Origin of the sequence: Granulicella paludicola (assembly GCF_025685545.1) — a bacterium.
Lineage (GTDB): Bacteria > Acidobacteriota > Terriglobia > Terriglobales > Acidobacteriaceae > Granulicella > Granulicella paludicola.
This window is the reverse complement of record NZ_JAGSYC010000018.1, coordinates 93,468-112,016: the sequence shown is the minus strand read 5'-3', so window position 1 is coordinate 112,016 and position 18,549 is coordinate 93,468. Positions and strand designations below refer to the sequence as shown.

At 56.9% G+C, this 18,549-nt stretch carries 18 protein-coding genes, 1 tRNA gene, 1 pseudogene and 1 riboswitch; of the genes and pseudogenes, 10 read left to right on the top strand and 10 right to left on the bottom strand.

Translation table 11 applies throughout. The features are described 5' to 3' along the window. Positions 1 to 22: 22 nt before the first annotated feature. Positions 23 to 157, top strand: a pseudogene (locus tag OHL14_RS20130) (tyrosine-type recombinase/integrase); the annotation flags it as partial. Between the two features lie 110 nt (positions 158 to 267). Here the strand turns inward: OHL14_RS20130 and OHL14_RS02295 are convergent. The 3 genes from OHL14_RS02295 to OHL14_RS02285 form a co-directional block, all read right to left on the bottom strand. After that, a complete protein-coding gene (locus OHL14_RS02295) occupies positions 268 to 558 on the bottom strand; it encodes a hypothetical protein (RefSeq protein ID WP_263377686.1) in 291 nt (96 codons plus the stop codon). 79 nt (positions 559 to 637) lie between these two features. Then, a complete protein-coding gene (locus tag OHL14_RS02290) occupies positions 638 to 841 on the bottom strand; it encodes a helix-turn-helix domain-containing protein (RefSeq protein ID WP_263377685.1) in 204 nt (67 codons plus the stop codon). 228 nt (positions 842 to 1,069) lie between these two features. Beyond that, positions 1,070 to 1,330, bottom strand: coding sequence for a hypothetical protein (locus OHL14_RS02285; protein ID WP_263377684.1), 261 nt, complete (start codon positions 1,328 to 1,330; stop codon positions 1,070 to 1,072). 493 nt (positions 1,331 to 1,823) lie between these two features. Between OHL14_RS02285 and OHL14_RS02280 the strand changes: the two genes are divergently transcribed. Then, on the top strand, positions 1,824 to 2,486 hold the full coding sequence (locus OHL14_RS02280) for an HAD family hydrolase (RefSeq protein WP_263377683.1): 663 nt from the start codon (positions 1,824 to 1,826) through the stop codon (positions 2,484 to 2,486). Here OHL14_RS02280 and OHL14_RS02275 read toward each other — a convergent pair. From OHL14_RS02275 to OHL14_RS02255, 5 genes are all read right to left on the bottom strand, one after another. Beyond that, positions 2,475 to 2,819, bottom strand: coding sequence for a hypothetical protein (locus OHL14_RS02275; RefSeq protein WP_263377682.1), 345 nt, complete (start codon positions 2,817 to 2,819; stop codon positions 2,475 to 2,477). The two genes, OHL14_RS02280 and OHL14_RS02275, sit on opposite strands and share 12 nt — an antisense overlap. Positions 2,820 to 2,904: 85 nt before the next feature. Next, positions 2,905 to 3,858, bottom strand: coding sequence for a WG repeat-containing protein (locus OHL14_RS02270; protein WP_263377681.1), 954 nt, complete (start codon positions 3,856 to 3,858; stop codon positions 2,905 to 2,907). 163 nt (positions 3,859 to 4,021) lie between these two features. Beyond that, positions 4,022 to 4,333 (bottom strand): ABC transporter, encoded by a 312-nt coding sequence (locus tag OHL14_RS02265; RefSeq protein ID WP_263377680.1) that lies wholly within the window; start codon positions 4,331 to 4,333, stop codon positions 4,022 to 4,024. 46 nt (positions 4,334 to 4,379) lie between these two features. Continuing rightward, positions 4,380 to 5,192, bottom strand: a complete 813-nt coding sequence (locus OHL14_RS02260) for an SOS response-associated peptidase (RefSeq protein WP_263377679.1) — start codon at positions 5,190 to 5,192, stop codon at positions 4,380 to 4,382. Between the two features lie 7 nt (positions 5,193 to 5,199). After that, positions 5,200 to 5,646: a hypothetical protein gene (locus tag OHL14_RS02255; RefSeq protein ID WP_263377678.1), complete on the bottom strand. Its 447-nt coding sequence runs from the start codon at positions 5,644 to 5,646 to the stop codon at positions 5,200 to 5,202. Between the two features lie 240 nt (positions 5,647 to 5,886). Between OHL14_RS02255 and OHL14_RS02250 the strand changes: the two genes are divergently transcribed. Both OHL14_RS02250 and OHL14_RS02245 read left to right on the top strand, forming a co-directional pair. Beyond that, positions 5,887 to 6,075 (top strand): hypothetical protein, encoded by a 189-nt coding sequence (locus OHL14_RS02250; protein WP_263377677.1) that lies wholly within the window; start codon positions 5,887 to 5,889, stop codon positions 6,073 to 6,075. A 234-nt stretch (positions 6,076 to 6,309) separates the two neighbouring features. Further along, a complete protein-coding gene (locus OHL14_RS02245) occupies positions 6,310 to 7,581 on the top strand; it encodes an SDH family Clp fold serine proteinase (protein ID WP_263377676.1) in 1,272 nt (423 codons plus the stop codon). A gap of 669 nt (positions 7,582 to 8,250) precedes the next feature. Here OHL14_RS02245 and OHL14_RS02240 read toward each other — a convergent pair. Continuing rightward, positions 8,251 to 8,327: transfer RNA gene (locus OHL14_RS02240), tRNA-Arg, on the bottom strand. A gap of 74 nt (positions 8,328 to 8,401) precedes the next feature. On the opposite strand from OHL14_RS02240, the gene OHL14_RS02235 reads away from it, so the two are divergent. From OHL14_RS02235 to OHL14_RS02210, 6 genes are all read left to right on the top strand, one after another. Further along, positions 8,402 to 9,382 (top strand): glycosyltransferase family 2 protein, encoded by a 981-nt coding sequence (locus OHL14_RS02235; protein ID WP_263377675.1) that lies wholly within the window; start codon positions 8,402 to 8,404, stop codon positions 9,380 to 9,382. A 12-nt stretch (positions 9,383 to 9,394) separates the two neighbouring features. Next, entirely contained in the window at positions 9,395 to 10,360 is a 966-nt protein-coding gene (locus OHL14_RS02230) for a quinone oxidoreductase family protein (RefSeq protein ID WP_263377674.1), read from the top strand. A gap of 77 nt (positions 10,361 to 10,437) precedes the next feature. Further along, positions 10,438 to 11,262, top strand: coding sequence for a DUF1223 domain-containing protein (locus OHL14_RS02225; protein ID WP_263377673.1), 825 nt, complete (start codon positions 10,438 to 10,440; stop codon positions 11,260 to 11,262). Beyond that, positions 11,262 to 11,527: riboswitch (cobalamin riboswitch) on the top strand. (Overlaps the previous gene by 1 nt.) Before the next feature lie 34 nt (positions 11,528 to 11,561). Continuing rightward, a complete protein-coding gene (locus tag OHL14_RS02220) occupies positions 11,562 to 14,078 on the top strand; it encodes a TonB-dependent receptor (RefSeq protein WP_263377672.1) in 2,517 nt (838 codons plus the stop codon). A 154-nt stretch (positions 14,079 to 14,232) separates the two neighbouring features. Continuing rightward, entirely contained in the window at positions 14,233 to 15,171 is a 939-nt protein-coding gene (locus OHL14_RS02215; RefSeq protein ID WP_263377671.1) for a VWA domain-containing protein, read from the top strand. Positions 15,172 to 15,240: 69 nt separating this feature from the next. After that, the gene (locus tag OHL14_RS02210; protein ID WP_263377670.1) at positions 15,241 to 17,676 is read left to right on the top strand and encodes an Orn/Lys/Arg family decarboxylase; all 2,436 of its coding nucleotides are present in this window, start codon (positions 15,241 to 15,243) and stop codon (positions 17,674 to 17,676) included. 401 nt (positions 17,677 to 18,077) lie between these two features. On the opposite strand, the gene OHL14_RS02205 is transcribed toward OHL14_RS02210, so the two are convergent. Next, positions 18,078 to 18,254 carry a hypothetical protein gene (locus OHL14_RS02205; protein ID WP_263377669.1) on the bottom strand — a complete coding sequence of 59 codons (177 nt, stop codon included), beginning with the start codon at positions 18,252 to 18,254 and terminating at the stop codon, positions 18,078 to 18,080. Positions 18,255 to 18,549 lie beyond the last annotated feature (295 nt).

The following is an 18,549-nucleotide window of genomic DNA, read 5'->3' as shown; positions in this document are numbered from 1 at the left end:
ATCAAATCGCCCCAGCGGTCCGCACGCTTTGCGCCATGCCTGTGCCACACGACTGCTCAAGCAGGGCTCTTCGCTGCAGGATATCGCGAATCTTCTAGGTCATCGCAACATCGACGCTGTAGGTATCTATGCGCGTTACGATAGTCTCTTCTGGTAGTCGGAGAAGCATAACACGCTGCTTCCAAGGAAACATGAGAGCATTTGTAGTCTTAGAAGTCTGGCTGGCTAGCGTTACGATATGCCCCGATGTTGCCGAAAAGAGTCTATCTATTGAGCGAGGTCAGGCACTCCAGCCAAACGACAATCGTTTTGTTCTGTCATGTGCCATCTTTGATAGTTGGCCTCGTCTTTCGCCTGGAGGTATGCTGCCCTCACTATGCCGGCCTGAACACAGGCGTCCATTGGACTTCCGCTACGCTTGGCTATCCGGTATTGATCGAGGACCTCATCCGCTACTTTGTTCTCCACGCCTCCTCCAAAGAAATACCAGGCAACGACTCCGAGAAGCAATAACGAGATGAAACCGCCTGCTGTCTTAGTTCCTTGAGTTTCTGCCATTTTTGTCTCCGTTTACCTCTTTAAATTCCTCAGCTTCAAGGTGGATCAGCGTAGCACGCAAAGCAAGAGCAAGCGGGCCTCAGAGGGGCTCAATCGTTTGGTTCTGCACCCAAGCAGCCAGCGTGGCCGGGTCGAAGCGCTTCATGGACCCAATGCAGAAATAGGGAATGGTGTTGGCCTTCATCATGTCGTATATCTTGCAGACATTACAGGCAAGGAGTTCAGCAACCTCGGCAGCCTTGAGAGCAGTCTTGTAAGCAGCGATGCGTTCAGGAAGGGTCATGTATGGAAGGGCTCCTCTGATAGGTGACGATTTTGCAAAAAACTAACTTCTCTATCTTCCCTTCATCCTCTCATAAAATCAATAGAATGTTATACATGCACTATACAGGGCGAAAAATGCTGCATGGTCCGCACTATTGCGGCAGACAAGTTTCCGGACAAAGAAAAAGAACAAAAGCCCACACCGTTATCTCGATGTGGGCTCTCTTTGTTTTCAAAGCTGATTCGACTAGCAGGCTGCATTCGCGCGCTTGATGCAAGCCGCCTTGGGGAGCGGGCCAGGATTTTCAAGGTAGTCCGCATATGTGTCGAAGCTGCTCTCTATGTCAGCCAGCCGTTTGAGTTGTACAGGGGTGCGGCGTGCTTTGGGAACGCTCAAGAGGGTGATGAGTTCTTGGGACCAAAGCTCCATCGACCGGGCAATCGTGGTCATCTTGGTTGTAAGTTCGGCATAGGGGATGGTGTTGGGTGCGGGGGACGTAGTTGTCATTTCAGTCATTGGATATTACCTCGTTGTCTTTGTGCTGTTCGGCCTCTTCGGACATCTGGGCAGGTGGTACTGCATATCTCTCGCTCCGAATTCATCGCCGCAGAATTCACATGGGCGCAGCTTCTTCGGCTTGCCTCCGCCTGTCTGTCCCCTCCTGCGCCCAACCTCAGGCCAGAAGACTTCATCGGGGATCGAAGGAAGCTCCCAGGTTTCCTTCCACTTCATAGCTTTGAGATTTTGAGCAGTCTGCTTCTGAGCTGCTCTCGCCAAGCGTTGCTCTGAATTGCGATCATGCGATTCTCCTCTCCTGTCCTCTGACATTCAGAGAGTAGCAGAAAATACATACCATGCAAATGTTTATTTTTGGGATCAGGATTTGGATGGGTGACAGTTCGCAGCGTTTGTTTATCCCGTCGCTATCATTGGCGGAATTTGACTTCTCAGGACCACCATCGTGCATCTGACAGAGTCTCGATGGACGCGAGGAGGCAACATGCCAGATTTACTACTTACCGATATAGATGGAACGCTTGTGGACAGCAACGCCCTGCACGCTGAAGCATGGCGTCGTACATTCGAGCACTTTGGCATCCAGGTGGGATTGGATGAAACATGGCGCCAGATCGGAAAGGGAGGGGACAAGGTCATACCCCTCTTCGTTCCGAAAGCCGATCTTAAACGACTTGAGAAGCCGATGAAGGACTTCCGCAGGGAGATCTTCCACCGGGACTATATGCATCGAATGGTGGCGTTTTCCAGGGCAGATGAGCTATTGCGCCGTGTGCGTTCAACCGGCATGAAGATTGCCTTGGCGACTTCTTCAGAGAAGGAAGACCTGGTTATCTACGGCAAGCTTGTGGGCATGGAGGATCTGATCGATGAGGCATCTTCAAGTGCAGACGCAAAGAACTCAAAACCTGATCCAGATATCTTTGCGGTCGCGTTGGAGAAGGTCAAGACGCGCCCCGAGCAGGCGATTGCGCTCGGCGATACACCTTGGGATGCTCAGGCGGCCGGTAAGCTAGGCATCCCCGTCATCGGTCTGACATCCGGAAGTTGGAAGGCGGATGACCTGCGTGATGCCGGTTGTGTCGAAGTTTGGCAGGACCCCGCTGACCTTCTACTCCACTTTGATGAGTCAGCACTAAACCGTTAGAGGACGGTTGGCCATGCGACCGTCATACACCACCGGATCGGCCCCACCCTCACCACAATCCGCGCAGCCCATCACATGCTCACAGTAGGCCTTCCAGCCCAGTGTCCTCGTCACGGTGGGTGGCGGGTCGATCAATCGGCGCTGTCTCGCGATCTCGAAGGCAGATGGGTACCGCCGAGCCATCTCAAACAGCATCTTCATCCCAATAGGGCACGCCGGCATCTCGTCTGGAAGTGCGTACTGATCCAGGAAGTCGCGCAGGAAGACAGCAGTCGCTGCCTGTTGGGACTGCTCTTCTGGATCAGGTATCGGGATGATCTCGCGGTCGCTCATGGCTATGAGATGCCTATTCCATTGCATCTAGCGACAACTTCCGCAAACGGCGTTTATCAGGAGTAATGTCGAGTCCCGAGAAGATCTAATCTTCTAGCGGTAACAGATGGCTTGGGTCAAGGAAGCCGATGTCCACATATCCGCCTGACCAAACAGCGTCTCCAGCCTTATCGATGTATGCCAGTTCCTTTTCAGTTTCTACCAGCGCCAAGCCATGCTGAAACCTTCCCACACCGAAGAAACGCGGCTGGAAGGGAAAACTTCCGTCATGCTGAATAAATCCTTTGCGAGAAGCGTCCTCAATCGATTTGTGGGCTTGCCCATTTCCGGTATCAACCGCCGCGAGTCCCTCTGAGAAGCGTTGCGCCCATAGAAAATTTGCCGGGATGACAAGTTCGCCCACGCGACTCACATATCCTTGGCGCTTATTGATCTCTACGGTTCCGTATCCTTCCGAGAACTCCAGCGCCATATCAAATGTTGGCTCAATAACGAACTCGCCTTCTTGATTTATATAGCCCCATCTTTCCTGCCGTGCGACACGAGCTAGGCCTTCTCTGAATGGACCTGCCATGCCCCGATTGCAGATGAACTGATTATCAATCCCCGTCTTTCCGTCTGGCTTGATGTATCCCCATCTGTCATTCAGTCGAACTGCTGCAAGACCTTCCGAAAATCCTCGCGCTTCCTCGAAGAAGGGTGGGATCACGATGCAACCTCTCTTGTCGATGTACCCGTAGACTTCGCCCTTGCGAACGCACGCCAAGCCTCCACTGAATGGGCTGATGCTGTCCCAGATGGGTGGCACGACGATTGCGCCGGTTGTGTCGATAAGGCCGAAGTGGGCTCTCTTATCACTGAACTCTGCGAGCCCCTCAGTAAACTCAAGTGGGGTTGAAGAGAATGGAGCGATGGTCAATTCGCCTCGCACATTTACCGCGCCCCACTTTTCACCTTGCCGCACACTACCTAGGCCGTTCCGAAACGGATAGGCGTGGTCATACTGAGCCGCAACAGTGACCTCGCCCGTGCGGGTCATGTAGCCAGCTTTGTATCGCTTTCTGCTGCGTCCCTCTCGCACAAAAATCGGAAAAAGATGATCTGGTGGCATCGATGTATTCAGACTAGCAGCCGGATTACTCCCGACAAGTCGGCTGCTCGTCAGCAATCGCATCTGACGCTCTCGCGTTGCCCGGTGCAGCTTACGCAAGCTGAAATTGCATCAGTTCAGGCGGCCAAAGGCATACGTAGTCTTCTCCGTCTATCGGACGGAAAGCAGCCCTCATGTCTTGGCTGGGCCTTATGGATCGGTCTGTTTGTTGGACCACGGCGAAGGTTGCAATGGGGTCCTCAGTGAGAATGAAGACGTTCATCTCGCCAGCCCCAAAATCGTGGCCGTCCACCTTTGCGCTTTCACCAAGCAGTGAAATAAGCGCTTCCTCAAAGCGGATGAGCTTGTCGTAGCTGTCAACATCCTCTGATGTCGGGAATTGCAAAACCACTTGCGCCGTCATGCATCGAAGTATAAGTCCTGATAAGTCGGCTTGTCGTCAGCGATCGCTATTCGCTATTGAGGGGCAATCCAGGTATCGGCTGCGGACACTCCAGCATCTCCGGCCCATTGTTCTTCACATTGCCTACCAGCGGATTGCACGGGCGCATCTCCATCAGCTCTGACTCGTAGGGTCTCAGCAGGTCGATAGGCGGCTGCTCTGTCACCGCGCGATCCAGCCACCGTGCCCAATCCTTCTCATGGAGGATGACCGGCATACGAGTGTGAATCTCGCTCATCAGCTCGTTGGCTTCGGTGGTGATAATGCTGAAGGATTGAAGCCAAGTATCGGGTGTGTGGATGGATTCACCCTTCGGCTTCGGTTCCTTCCATGCATCCCAGAGCCCAGCAAAGGCGAACGGCTCACCAGACTTCAGTGAGATGGCATAGGGCTGTTTCGTTGGCTTAGCTTTCGACCTTGGCCCTGGGGACTTGCCAATCGGTCTTAGTTCGGGAAGAACGGGCTCAGAGGCCTTCGGCGTCCTGAGCGCCCACTCGTAAAAGAGATCAGCGGGAACGATACAACGCCTGCGTCGAAACGGCTCTCGCCAGGTGCTGCTGCTGGTAATCGACTCGGCCCTTGCGTTGATCGTAGAAAAGCCCTTCCAATCGGCAAGCGACTTGGCAAAGAAGGGAACCAGACCCCAGCGCAGGAGAACCATCTCGCGCTCGGTGGAGTCCCGTTCCTCACGGATGATGGGCTGAAACGTCGACGGCGCGATGTTGTAGTTTGGAGCGAACGGTTCTTCGAAGATCTTCCCCACCTGGAAGGCCTCAGCTATCTGCTGCTTCTGTCGTCTGGTGGCGTACCGTCCGCACATGCTGGCCTCAGTTCAACTTGTGGCGTTTCCAAAATTCATCGACCGCTGCAATATCAACGTCGAACTCCGATTGAGGTGGCGGGTTCAGGATGCGCCTTTCAAACGATGATTCGTCATCCCGTGTGATCATCTCTCGGAGAGCGTCAACCTTCTCCTGCGCCCGGCGCAATAGACCACGCGCAAAGTCAGCGTCGGACATCCCATCGGGTCTATGCAAGTCATAGATAGCCCTGTGCTCCTCTGACGAATCTAAATCCGACGCGAGCATCTTGAAGGCACGAGGAAGGTCCCGCCAATCCACCGGGAAATACATCTCGACCAACACATCCCGCCATGCTTCGATGGGGACATCCAACTTCAGCATTTTCACATAATAACGGCCGTACTTCTCGACAAAGGTCGGGTCCAGTGGTGCGTCCATCTCATCCTCACTTGGTTTCGGAAAGACAATCATACTTCCACAGAATATTCGCTTTCTGTTCGCTTTACAATCTGAGGCATGGGAACCGGGACTCGGCGAGTTTACGAGCAGTGGAAGGCAGACGGCAGGATGTGCTGCGACTGCATGAGGATGCTGGACCTGGGTTTCTGGCGTGGCGGACCCAGGCAGTGTGATCACTGCAAGCTGAACAAGCTAGTGCTGATGCAGTTCAGGCGAGATGACTGCGTTTGGTTGGTGACGTTCCTTGACCCGATGAGCAAGCTCCCGATAGGGAAGCAATGGCAGATGGATAGCCCCGAGGCCGTTGAAGGCCTGGTAAGTCGCAGCAGAACCGCCCTCGGAGCAGGACCCGGCGTGATGTTCAAGCGCGCCTTGGCTGAGGGTGCCGGTGAAGTGCGGATCGAGATCACCGGCGAGCAGTACGCACGGATCAGGGCATAGGGGCGTACCAATGCACGTCATCGGACACGACAAGATACCGGACTGGCCAAAGCTTGGGCCGTCGCTCCTGATATCGACCGCGCTGGTCGTCGCTATTCGCAATACCTAGTGTGGCGCAGTTGAAGGTTGCTCACCAGGCAAAAGATGCTGGCGAGGTGCTGATCGCTAACTATCCGATTACTGCGTAAGCAACGAACACTAGGTTTCGTGTCTTTGCTTTTCCCTTGCATATTGGTGAACGAACTGCGACTATTTCGCAAACACAATTTCAGTTTTACGAAGCGAGGCAACTCTGTGCAGCTTGAGCAGCGCATTGCACAATACAAAGCGATCGAAGCGTACCGCAAGCGTCCGCTAATCGTTTACGCCACGTCCACTCGCGCAGGCCTAAACGCGATGATGGCTGGTGACGTCGTTCGAGAGTTCATCGACCAGATCGATCTCATAACATCAGGAACGGAAGTTGACGTGCTCATCAACAGCACTGGGGGTGATGCGCTTACGGCTTGGAAGCTTATGTCCCTTCTTCGGGAACGTTTCAAAAAGGTTTGCGTTCTCGTGCCGTTTATGGCCTTTAGTGCTGCTACTATCTTTGCCCTCGGCGCTGACGAAATCGTGATGCACCCTCATGCATCGCTTGGGCCAATCGATCCGCAGATCCAAATGCAAGATGGTGCTGGCACTGTCAGGCAGTTCGCTTATGAGGATGTTGGAGCGTTCCTCCGCTTCATCGCAGATGAGGTCCGGATTACTGAGCAACTCCATACGTCAGCGATTATGGAACGGCTGTTCGCAGTCGTAGACCCGCTGAACGTCGGAGCAGCAAAGCGCGCCAGCGATCTGTCAACCGATATCGGAGAGAGACTGCTGAGTATGCACATGTCACGCCCAGAGGACAAAGGGCGCGTACGTACGATCGCAGAGAATCTGAATAAGAGCTTCTTCGCCCACAGTGATGCTGTAACTAGAGGGCGGGCAAAAACACTACAACTCCAGGTTGCAGAGCCAGACCCGAAGCTGGAGAAACTCATTTGGAACGCCTATTGTGGACTCGAAGGACACATGCTACTCCGCGAGCCATTTTTCCCCTTGCTCGACTACCTTAAAGATCCTCTGGGCCGCGCGGCGATCGAGCCTGCAGCACCACTTCAATTGCCTGTGAATCTGCCGCCTCAAATTCAGCAGCAGATTATGCAGCAGGCGGTAAACAATGCGATCCAAGCAAGTGCAGGTAAAGCTCACCAAACGGATTTTTCTTACGTCTTTGCAGTATGCGAAAGCATCCGAGCGGCGTCGGCCAGCGTATCTAAAGGGAAGATGTCAGCGTGGCTGATGCCGAATGGTGAGGTCAAGCTGAACATGATCGAAGATCAGAAGGGTTGGCAACGGCTGACTATGCCGCCCGCATCCACTAAGAAAGCGGCAGAAGACAGTGAGAAACCGGCAAAAACAGAGATTGAGACTAAAGAGCCTCAGATCAAGGCCGATGAAACGAAAGTAACGTAATTTTCCCCTAGGCCCAAGATGAGCCCGAGGTAACATATGACTAGTATGTTTACGATTTCCAGTTCGCTGCTGACCGCAGGGTCTAGCCCCTACCAGCATGAGACATCCGCACCTAACCTGACGCGCACTCGTCTCGTGTCCAACTTTGTAACCATCGGCCCTCACAACGATGAGACCGCTCCCCTCGATGGTCTAACAACTCCCTCCGGGCTCCTCGTAGCTTTAGATTTTCGAACTGATCCAGTCAGTGAGAGATGTGACTCTCTGACCTTAGGGGAATAGCTAACGCCTCTACCTCCACATGTCATTCGTGGCTGCACCGAGAGCCCGAGACAAACGTCTCGGGCCTCTTTGTTTGTGAAGGACGTCTGCTGCGTACGCTTCTGCTGGTTATCGGAACGCCCACCTCTCCCCCTAATCTCCAACTCAGCCTGCACCCCACTCTTCTTCACGAAAGGAGAGTGGACTCGCCCGCCAGAGCTGGCCGTCACTGCCGCATACCGAGGCAATCGGGATACGACGAACGTCGGCTGAGCACGATGACGAACCCAGCGCGATGACAAGGTCAGACCGTTTGATGGGTAGTATCCCCAAAGTATCCCCAGCCAAAAGAGGAAATCTTGGGCTTGAGCTCGGAAGTGCAGAAGGTCAATGTTTATAGGGGTTTTGTGGTGGCCCGGGCAGGAGTCCAACCTGCGACCTTCGCGTTAGGAGTGCGCTGCTCTATGCAACTGAGCTACCGGGCCAGGTAGTAGTTAAGAATAGTGTAACGGAGACAAAGGGGTGGAGGAGGGTGGAGAGAGGAGGATAGAATCTAAGGGTGCCTAGATATTCCATTGTCGTCCCGTTTCATAATGAAGAAGAGAACGTCACGAAGCTCTACGATCGCGTGAAAGACGTGATGGAGCTGGTGGGTTCCAGCTTCGAACTGGTGTTTGTGGACGATGGTTCACGGGACCGCACGTACCGGCTGCTGGAGGAGATTGCCGCGGTCGATTCGCGGGTGCTACTGGTGAAACTGCGTCGAAACTTTGGGCAGACCTCGGCGCTGGCCGCGGGGTTCGATCATGCTTCGGGTGATGCGATTCTCGCGATGGATGGCGACCTGCAACACGACCCCGCGGAGATTCCGCAGTTTCTGGCGAAGCTGGAAGAGGGCTATGACGTGGTGAGCGGCTGGCGGTCGGAGCGGGCCGACAACTTTGTGATGCGGCGGATTCCTTCGGGCATTGCGAACTGGCTGATGGCGCGGCTTTCAGGCGTGGACATTCACGATTTTGGAACGACGTTCAAGGCGTATCGGCGTGAGGTGATCCAAAACATACCGCTGTACGGCGAGATGCATCGGTTTATTCCGGCGCTGGCTAGCTGGTATGGAGCGAGCATCTGCGAGGTGCCGATTTCGAATCCGGCACGCGAGGCGGGCAAGAGCCACTATGGGATCTCGCGAACGTTCCGGGTGTTCTTCGATCTGCTGACGATTCGGTTTCTGCTGAAGTACATGACGCGGCCGCTGCACTTCTTTGGTGGCTTGGGAGCGCTGGCTGAGGTCAGCGGTGCGGGCATCGCAATCTGGCTGCTGGTGCACAAGCTGCTGAGTGGACATGCTGTGGGTGGAGAGCATGGACCGTGGTTCATCATTGCGGCGGTGTTGATTCTGGCGGGAATACAGCTGATTGGCGTCGGACTGCTGGGTGAGTTGCAGGTGCGGCACTTCTTTACGCATTCGCAGCGGTCGCCGTACACGGTGGATCGCATTGTGCGGATGAAGTCGATGGAACAGGGAATAGGTAGAGATTAGGAAGGTATTGCGATGCGGGCGATTCAGATTCAGAAGACAGGTGGGCCTGAGGTTCTGGAGCTTGCGGAGTTGCCAGTGCCTTCGCCTGCGGCTGGACAGGTGCAGGTGAGGATCGAGGCTGTCGGCGTCAACTTCATTGATACGTATCTGCGCGAGGGTCGGTATCCGGCGACGCTGCCGTTTGTGCCAGGGCAAGAGGCTGCGGGTGTTGTCACGGCTCTGGGTGAAGGTGCGACTGGGTTTGCGGTGGGGGACCGCGTGGCCTGGAATGGCGTACGTGGGACCTATGCGGAGTATGCGTGCCCGCCGGCGAGCGAGGTCCTGCACGTTCCGGCTAACATGACATCGGAGCAGGCTGCGGCGGTGCTGCTGCAGGGGTTGACGGCACACTATCTTTCGCACAGCACGTATGCGATTCAGAGCGGCGATACTGTGCTGGTTCATGCCGGAGCAGGCGGCGTGGGGCTACTGCTGACACAGATGGCGAAACGGCTGGGCGCGACGGTGATTACGACGGTTTCGACCGAAGAGAAGGCCGCGCTGTCGCGTGAGGCTGGTGCGGATCACGTGTTGCTGTATACACAAACGAGCTTTCTGGATGCAGTGATGGAGATCACGGGTGGCAAGGGGCTGCCGGTGGTGTACGACTCGGTGGCGAAGACGACATTTGAGGATTCGCTGAAGTGTCTGCGGCCTCGGGGCGTGCTGGCGCTGTATGGCGGATCGAGTGGGGCGGCTCCCATGATCGATCCCATCCGCTTAATGCAAGGGTCGTTATATCTGACTCGGCCGACGTTGAGGGATTACGTGCAGACGCGCGCGGAGCTGGAGCAGCGAGTCGCGGATGTATTTGGCTGGGTGGCGAGCGGTGCGTTGAAGGTGCGGATCGGCGCAAAGTACAAGCTGGAAGATGCGGCGCAGGCACACACTGATCTGGCTGGGCGTAAGACGACGGGGAAGGTTTTGCTAACGGTTTGAAGCTGCATGTTTCGAAAGAAATTTGTCGCGATGTAACCTTCGGTGGTCATGCTGGTCAGATGGTGCGAGGTCTTTCGATGATGAAGCTTGGACTCGTACTGCTGGTGGGAAGCTGTGCTGGCGCGCAGATGACAGCGCATAAAGCGGATGGAACGCCGACGCCGGTGCTGGTAGAGCTGTTTACTTCGGAGGGTTGCTCGAGTTGTCCTCCGGCAGATGCGCTGCTGGCAAAGCTGGACGGGACGGTCCTGGCCTCCGGGCAGCAAGTAATCGCAGTGGAAGAGCATGTGGCGTACTGGGATCAACTAGGGTGGAAAGACCCTTTCTCTTCGCAATTCTTTTCTGACCGGCAGAATACGTATGGCGAGAACTCCGGTGTGGACGAGATCTATACGCCGCAGGTAGTGGTGAACGGGGTGCAGGGTGTTCTGGGGAGCGACTCGGATGCGGTGCAGAAGGCGATACAAACGCAAGGGAAGCCGCTGCCGCTGGCGGTGAAGGTGCTATCGTATGCGCCGAATGGGATGAGCCTGTCGGTCGTATTTTCGGCGAGCGGCGAGGTGCCAAAGGGTGGTGCGGAGGTGCTGGCGATGCTGGTAGATGATCATGACAGCACGCAAGTTCAGCGCGGCGAGAATGCTGGGCGAACGCTGGCACATGTATCGGTAGTGCGCAGCGTGGGCAAGGGCATGGTGCTGCGTGATGGCGAGCAGACGCTGGTAAAGATCCCGGTATCGCAGGCGTTGCGGGCGCAGCCGGAGTCGGGTCGTCGGCTGGTGCTGGTGGTGCAGCAGCGTGGACAAGGGCGGGTGATCGGGCTGGCGAGTGAGGAGATCTCAGCTGAATTTTCGAGGAGCGCGGCACCGAGTGTGCGGTCGGCTAGTACACTGGAGAGACCCTAACGTTTGGGGCGGTGCTGTATTTGCGGTGCTGCTCTTTATCCACTCAACGCTACCGCAAGGAATGTTCGGGAAGCGCGGTGCGACTCCGCCACTGCCCCGCAACTGTGATGTGCACACGTGTTCGGCCCCTGCGGGTAGATGCGTGAGGCTGGCCCTGAGACTTCCACTAGCTGTCTAAAAGACGTGGCTGGGAAGGGAGCTCACCATAAGGGCGTAGCCTTGAAACTGCACCAGTCAGGAGACCGGTTCTACTGCGTTTTTAGCCTGCCACGCTTCCTAAGGGGGAGCGGAGGAGATGCATGATGTTCTATTCCCTGAGCTCAGAGAGAGCCAGATTCTTTCAGCGCGCGATGCGTTCGCGCCGCTCTGTCTCCAGTTTGATCGCGTTGGTAATGGTGGCTGCTTCTGCCCATGCTGTTGATGTGCGTGGTCGCGTGACCGACGCGCTCGGAGCGCCGATTCCGGGCAGCCGCGTGCAGCTGGTGCAGGAGGGTCGCGTGGTCGCGTTTGGCATTGCCGACGCGAGCGGCCAGTATGAGATTCACTATGCGGGAGGCGGCCGTTACACGTTGGTGGGGCTATCGCCGAACTATCTGCCTGCGGTGGGCGGCGACTTCTATGGCGGAGCGAATGATGTGTTGCAGCACGATGTGGTGCTTGCGACGAATACGGTGCATCAGGATGTGTCTGTGTCGGCAACGGGACTGCCGACGCCGGTGCCGCAGCTGACGGCTCCCGTCACGCTGCTGCCCGGTGAGTTGATGACGACGCAGATCGGGGTGGGCGATTCGCTGCGGCAGGTGCCGGGAGCGTTTGTGGTGCAGACCGGGCAGACGGGCGGTGTGACGAGCCTCTTCCTGCGCGGCGGCAACTCGACCGCGAACCTGGTGACGATCGATGGTGTACCTGCTGGCGATGTCGGTGGCACGTTCGACTACGGCACGGTGAGCTCGACCGCAATCGATAACATCGAGGTGGTGCGCGGACCGGACTCGGCGATTTATGGAACGGATGCCGGAGCAGGTGTTGTGGCGATCTCGACACCGCGCGGAACGACGGCGACGCCGGTGATTACGTATTCGGGCGATGCCGGCAATTTATACACCTGGCGCAATGAAGCGGCAGCGGGCGGCACATTCGACAAGCTCGATTACTACGGCGCCTTCTCGCGGTTCGATACGTCGAACGCGCTGCCGAACGACAAGTTTCACGCGACAACGTCAGCTGTGAACCTAGGCTACGACTTCAACGGCAATACGCAGGTGCGTGCCACTGTTCGCAATGCGGACTCTGCGACGGGATTGCCGGGTCCGCATGACTTCTGGGGCATCTCGAACACTGGCAAGCAGGCAGATCAGGACCTGTACTCAGGGTTGACGCTCGAGAACACATACAAGGGCGTATGGCACAACCTGGTGCGTTACGGCATCGCTCGCAAGCGTGAGCAGGAGCATCAGTATGGACAGCCGGGAACGCCGATTACGCTGAATCCCGGTACCACGTATGCCTACACCGAATACTTTGGACCGGTAGTGACCATTCGCGGAGCGAACGGCTACTCGGTGACGGGGCAGACGGACATCTATGGCGGCAACAGCGATCAGGATTCGAACCGTGACCAGCTGTACTACCAGAGCGACCTGACGCTTTCGCCGCACTTCAATGCTGTGTTCGGCTTCCGGTATGACAACGAGCGGGGAAGCTTCAACGATGCCGAATTTGGCGAGGCTTACTCGGAAAAGCGGACGAACTTCGAGTACAACCTGCAGTTTCAGGGCGAGTTCTGGAACAGACTGTTTTACTCGGCGGGCGGCGCGCTGGAGAAGAACCATCTGTATGGCATCGCAGGCACGCCTCGGCTGGGTCTGAGCTATGTGCCGGTTCGGCCTTCGCGGAAGGCATTCCATGGAACGCGCCTGCGGGCGAATGCGGCTACCGGTGTGCAGGAGCCGACGCTGGCGCTGGAGCATAACAGCCTGTACACGCAGCTGCTGGCAGCGGGCGATACGGCGGACATCGCGGCGTATCATGTCGAGCCTCAGAACGCCGAGCGGTCACGTACCTATGATCTCGGCGTCGACCAGAACATCTTTGGCGAGAAGCTGGTATTGAAGGCTGGCTACTTCCACAACACCTTCGATCACCAACTGGAGAGTGTGAGCGGGCAGGCGTTGCTGAACTACTTCAACCTGACAAACCCGAATGCGAATTGCAGCGCCTCGGTGAGTCCGGCGATCTGCAATTACTACGCGTACACGAACTCGCTGGCGTTCCGCGCGCAGGGCGCAGAGGTGGAGTTGACCTGGCAGCCGCGACCTCCGTTCCTGGTGCGTGGCGGGTATACGTACCTGTCGACGCGGGTGGTGCAGTCGTTTGCCTCGGACGCTGTGGATGCGAATCAGGGCTTCCCGACAACGAACCCGAGTTTTCCGACCATCGCGATCGGAGCGGAGAGCCCGCTCGTGGGCGCGCGGCCGTTCCGCCGAGCTCCGCATACGGGCTTCGTGGATATGCAGTTCACGCATAAGAAGCTGAACGTGGCGCTGATGGCGTTGATGGCGAGCCGCAGCGACGACTCGACGTTCCTCGACTACTCGGATACGACGGGCGGGAACTCGCTGCTGCTGCCAAACCGCGACCTGGACTTCGGGTTTGTAAAGCTGAACCTAAGCGTGAAGTATGCGTTGAAGCGCGGATTCACCTACTTTGCCGAGGTCGACAATCTACTCAACGATCAACACATTGGACCGATTGGCTATCCTGGATTGCCCCTAACATTCCGTACCGGATTGAAGTTACGGTTGGGTGGAAATTAAGGATCGCTTTACCGTTTCTTTCCTTTGCATCGAAACAACCTTGGCCCACCCTGCAACGTCGGGGTGGGTCAACGCGTCTGTAAGAATAGGATTTCCTGCTACGGCAGGCTGAGAAGCATCGTCCCGACGAGGGGCGGAAAGAAGACAAACGACGATGAGCGGACGAATGATGGTGCGCGGTGTAGTAGGTGTGGCAGTAATGATGACCTCGCTGTCGGTGGCGAGTTTGGCGGGAGCGCAGCAGCTTCCGAATGAGGGCCCTGTTCCGACGACGGCTCTGATTACGGTTAACTCAAAGAACGATGTGCAGCTGGATCCCTCGCAGCTGAAGCTGAAGCTGAATCGGCGCGATTCGCCGATTACGGCAGTCACCCCGCTGAATCCGCAGCGGGCACAGGTGGCGATCCTTATCGACGAGGGGCTGCGTTCGAACTTCAGCCTGCAACTGGACGAGATCAAGCAGTTCATCAATGAACTTCCTCCGGGAACCCACGCGCTGATCGGCTACATGCAGAACGGCACGGTGCGTACGCAGGGCTTTACGGATAACAAAGAGGCGCTGGCTGGTCAGCTGCGTGTCACGATGTCGATCGGCGGCGTGGACGCAAGCCCCTACTTCTCGCTGTCGGAGTTTGTGAAGAACTGGCCCGCACGGGTTGCGGGACCTCGGGTTGTGCTGATGGTGACGAACGGTATCGATCCGTATAACGGTCGCCCGTCGGTCATGAATCAGGACAGTCCTTACGTGCAGACCGCGCAGGAGGATGCTGAGCGGGCCGGTGTGGCGGTGTACTCGATCTACTATCCGCAGACCGGCATGCGCGGCGGCAGCTTCAGCGGCCAGAGCTATCTGTCGCAGATCGCTGAGGCCACGGGCGGCACGCTGTTCAATATGGGCAGTATTCCTCCGGTATCGTTCAAGCCGTATCTCGAGCAGTTCCGTAAGGCGATCCTGGAGAGCTACACGGTAAGCTTTATGGCGACGCCAATGGGCAAACGGGGCAGCGACCTGACGCAGATCAAGCTGACGACCTCTCAGCCGGGCGTGAAGATTATCGCTCCGCAGAATGTGCAGCCTGGCGTTTCGCAGTAAGCGTCATCACATGTTCATGCATCTCTCACGCCCATTCCTAGTAGGATAAAAGATGGACGTGAGAGGTGTATGAGCGAAGGCCGTTGGGTACTGTTGATTGCGAGTGAGGTGGGCGGAACGGACTCTGTTTCGGACCGCGCGATGGAGCGTCTTGTCGACGCCATCGGTGAAGAAGGTTATGAGGTCGTTCGGACCTCCACGCCCGACGATGGGCTTTCTCTGGTTACATCCGATCCGTCGTACAGTGCGATCCTGCTGGACTGGGATCTCGAAGGCGAATCCGAGTTTGCAGAAGATGCTGCGCTGGTGATTCTGCGCGCCGTGCGTCGCCGCAATAAGAAGATTCCTATCTTCCTGATCGCTGATCGAACGCTCGTGAGCGACCTTCCGCTTGAAGTGGTCAAGCAGGTACACGAATACATCCATCTGTTCGGCGACACGCCTGCGTTCATTGCAAACCGCGTGGACTTTGCCGTGGAGAGATACCACGAGCAGTTGCTGCCGCCGTATTTCCGCGAATTGAAGAAGTACACCGATCAAGGTGCCTACAGCTGGGATGCGCCGGGACATATGGGCGGCGTGGCGTATCTGAAGCATCCGGTAGGCATGGAGTTTCACAAGTTCTTCGGCGAGAATCTGATGCGCTCGGATCTGGGCATCTCGACTTCGCCGCTGGGTTCGTGGCTGGACCACCTTGGGCCTCCGGGCGAGAGTGAGCGCAACGCCGCGCGTATCTTTGGCGCCGACTGGACATTCTACGTTTTAGGTGGGTCTTCGACCTCGAACCAGATTGTTGGCCATGGCGTCATCGCGCAGGACGACATTGTGCTGGCGGATGCGAACTGCCATAAATCGATCTGTCACTCGCTGACGGTGACGGGAGCGCGGCCGGTGTACTTCAAGCCGACGCGCAACGGTTACGGCATGATCGGGTTGGTGCCGATCAAGCGGTTCAGCCAGGAGAATGTGCAGGCGCTGATCGATCGCAGCCCGTTTACGGCAGGTGCTCGCAGCAAGGCGCCAACGTACGCGGTGGTGACAAACTCGACGTATGACGGTCTCTGTTATGACGTGGATCGTGTTGTGGCGGAGCTGTCGAAGAGCGTCCCGCGTATCCACTTTGATGAGGCGTGGTACGCGTACGCAAAGTTCCACGCCATCTACAAGGGGCGCTTTGCGATGGGCGTGCCGGATGAGATGCCGGACCGACCTGCGATCTTCTCAACGCAGTCGACGCACAAGATGCTGGCTGCGTTTTCGATGGCGTCGATGGTGCATATCAAGCTGAGCCCGCGCGCTCCGCTGGACTATGACCAGTTCAACGAGTCGTTCATGATGCATGGCAGCACGAGCCCGTTCTATCCGTTGATTGCGTCGATCGACGTAGCCGCCGCGATGATGGACGAGCCTGCTGGGCCGACGCTGATGAGCGAGACGCTGCAGGACGCGATCAGCTTCCGCAAGGCGATGAGCTCGATCGCGCACAGGTTGCGTCAGGCGGAGGAAGGCTGGTTCTTCCGGCTGTATCAGCCGGAGTATGTGATCGATCCTCTGGATGGCAAGCGTTACCTGATCGAAGATGCGCCCGATGGCGCGCTGACGAACCGGTCCAGTTGTTGGACGCTGAAGCCTGGCGAAGATTGGCACGGATATCAGGATGAGGACATCGCGGACGATTACTGCATGCTCGATCCGGCGAAGGTAACGATTCTTACGCCGGGCGTGAACGCGCAGGGAGTTGTTGATGATTGGGGCATTCCGGCGGCGATTCTAACGGAGTTCCTCGATGGCCGCCGCGTGGAGATCGCTCGTACGGGTGATTACACGGTGCTTGTGTTGTTCTCGATCGGTACATCGAAGGGCAAATGGGGCGCGCTGCTGGAGAACCTGTTCGAGTTCAAGCGGCTGTATGACTCGGAGGCTCCGCTCGAAGAGGCGTTGCCAGAGCTGGTGACGAAGTATCCGGCGCGCTATCGCAACCAGACGCTGAAGGACCTGAGCGACGAGATGCATCGCGTGATGAAGGAGATGGATCTCGCGGGGCTGGTGAATGCGGCCTGCGATGAGGACTTCGATCCGGTGCTGACGCCGGCACAGACCTACCAGAAGATTTTGACCGGACAGACGGAGAAGGTGAAGTTTGCGGAGATGGCTGGTCGCATCGCTGCGGTGATGCTGGTTCCGTATCCTCCGGGAATTCCGATGTCGATGCCGGGAGAGCGGCTCGGCGGCGCGGACAGTCCGGTGATTCGGCTGATCCTGGCGATGGAGGAGTTCGGCAAGCGGTTTCCGGGCTTCGAGCGCGAGACGCATGGCATCGAGATCGACGAGCATGGCGAGTACTGGATGCGCGCGGTGATCGAGACGAACGGCAAACGGAACGGGCGCGGCAAGCAGAAGCCGCCGAGCTCCGCTCCTCCGGTGAAACGCAGGAAGAAGTCGCTACCGGGCGATGAGGAGCCGCCGATTCCGGGGACGACGAAGCTTTCGCCGGAGCGACGTTAGCACCCTCCCCCTCCCCCCCGTGAAGTATCTAAAGTCTTTGCAGGATGGGAGTTAGGTCTGGACTTGATCTTGTAAAGTCTAGATTCTGTGCGCGCTGGCGGCGATGGCTCGAACGTCAAAAGGGTTGAAGGCTGTCTGCCTTCAACCCTTTTTCATCTCTATATCTAGGATAGCAGGTTGTGATGGGTAAACATGCATCTCTATTCGGTTTGGAATGTGTGGGTTAGGGGATTTAGGGGTTGACAGGTTTGAACTTGCGAGCGAAGCAGGGGGCTTATGTCGGGACGAAAATGCAGATTCCTCCGCTTCGCTACGGAATGACAAAAGTAGGAGTTTTGGGGGTTGGGAAGAGGTGGGGATAGGACAAAAGGAGTCCTGCCGTGAGGGTGCTATTGCGCCACTCACCAATCCTTGCCAAGGTTCGCGACGTATTCGTCCGCGTGCTCATCTGCCCACAAGTCTTTGTAAAGACCAATGGCGCTGAGGAGCGGGTCGTTGACGAAGAGCTCGGCTTCTGTGAGTTCGGGAGGTGTGGCGGTGCGCGCTGTTTGTTCGGCGACTTGCGACATGTTAGCCATGGCGATCTTCCTGCTTCGTGATGCCATGATTGGTGGGTTCGAGGGGAGATGAGAGCCGGGCGATGCATCGTTGCCGGTTCACCCACCCGTGACCAAGTGCGAGTCACGGATGGGGCACCCGGCTACGGAATTGCCAAGGGGGGCTAAGGGATGGCAAAAAGAGGATCCGTAATGAGACGGGAGGGAGGAATAGGCCCCCAATGCAGCCACTGCAAATAGAAGGGCCCCGGATTTCTCCGGGGCCCTTCTTGTAACGCAGATTCCCTTCGGGAATGACAAACCAAGAAGGGATTAC

Bases quoted from the DNA above. Each gene is read 5' to 3' on its own strand.
- OHL14_RS02205 (WP_263377669.1), bottom strand. From the start codon at position 18,254: ATGGCTAACATGTCGCAAGTCGCCGAACAAACAGCGCGCACCGCCACA.
- OHL14_RS02230 (WP_263377674.1), top strand. From the start codon at position 9,395: ATGCGGGCGATTCAGATTCAGAAGACAGGTGGGCCTGAGGTTCTGGAG.
- OHL14_RS02275 (WP_263377682.1), bottom strand. From the start codon at position 2,819: ATGAGCGACCGCGAGATCATCCCGATACCTGATCCAGAAGAGCAGTCC.
- OHL14_RS02250 (WP_263377677.1), top strand. From the start codon at position 5,887: ATGAGCAAGCTCCCGATAGGGAAGCAATGGCAGATGGATAGCCCCGAG.
- OHL14_RS02270 (WP_263377681.1), bottom strand. From the start codon at position 3,858: ATGACCCGCACGGGCGAGGTCACTGTTGCGGCTCAGTATGACCACGCC.
- OHL14_RS02255 (WP_263377678.1), bottom strand. From the start codon at position 5,646: ATGATTGTCTTTCCGAAACCAAGTGAGGATGAGATGGACGCACCACTG.
- OHL14_RS02220 (WP_263377672.1), top strand. From the start codon at position 11,562: ATGATGTTCTATTCCCTGAGCTCAGAGAGAGCCAGATTCTTTCAGCGC.
- OHL14_RS02265 (WP_263377680.1), bottom strand. From the start codon at position 4,333: ATGACGGCGCAAGTGGTTTTGCAATTCCCGACATCAGAGGATGTTGAC.
- OHL14_RS02290 (WP_263377685.1), bottom strand. From the start codon at position 841: ATGACCCTTCCTGAACGCATCGCTGCTTACAAGACTGCTCTCAAGGCT.
- OHL14_RS02280 (WP_263377683.1), top strand. From the start codon at position 1,824: ATGCCAGATTTACTACTTACCGATATAGATGGAACGCTTGTGGACAGC.
- OHL14_RS02225 (WP_263377673.1), top strand. From the start codon at position 10,438: ATGATGAAGCTTGGACTCGTACTGCTGGTGGGAAGCTGTGCTGGCGCG.
- OHL14_RS02215 (WP_263377671.1), top strand. From the start codon at position 14,233: ATGAGCGGACGAATGATGGTGCGCGGTGTAGTAGGTGTGGCAGTAATG.
- OHL14_RS02260 (WP_263377679.1), bottom strand. From the start codon at position 5,192: ATGTGCGGACGGTACGCCACCAGACGACAGAAGCAGCAGATAGCTGAG.
- OHL14_RS02285 (WP_263377684.1), bottom strand. From the start codon at position 1,330: ATGACAACTACGTCCCCCGCACCCAACACCATCCCCTATGCCGAACTT.
- OHL14_RS02295 (WP_263377686.1), bottom strand. From the start codon at position 558: ATGGCAGAAACTCAAGGAACTAAGACAGCAGGCGGTTTCATCTCGTTA.
- OHL14_RS02210 (WP_263377670.1), top strand. From the start codon at position 15,241: ATGAGCGAAGGCCGTTGGGTACTGTTGATTGCGAGTGAGGTGGGCGGA.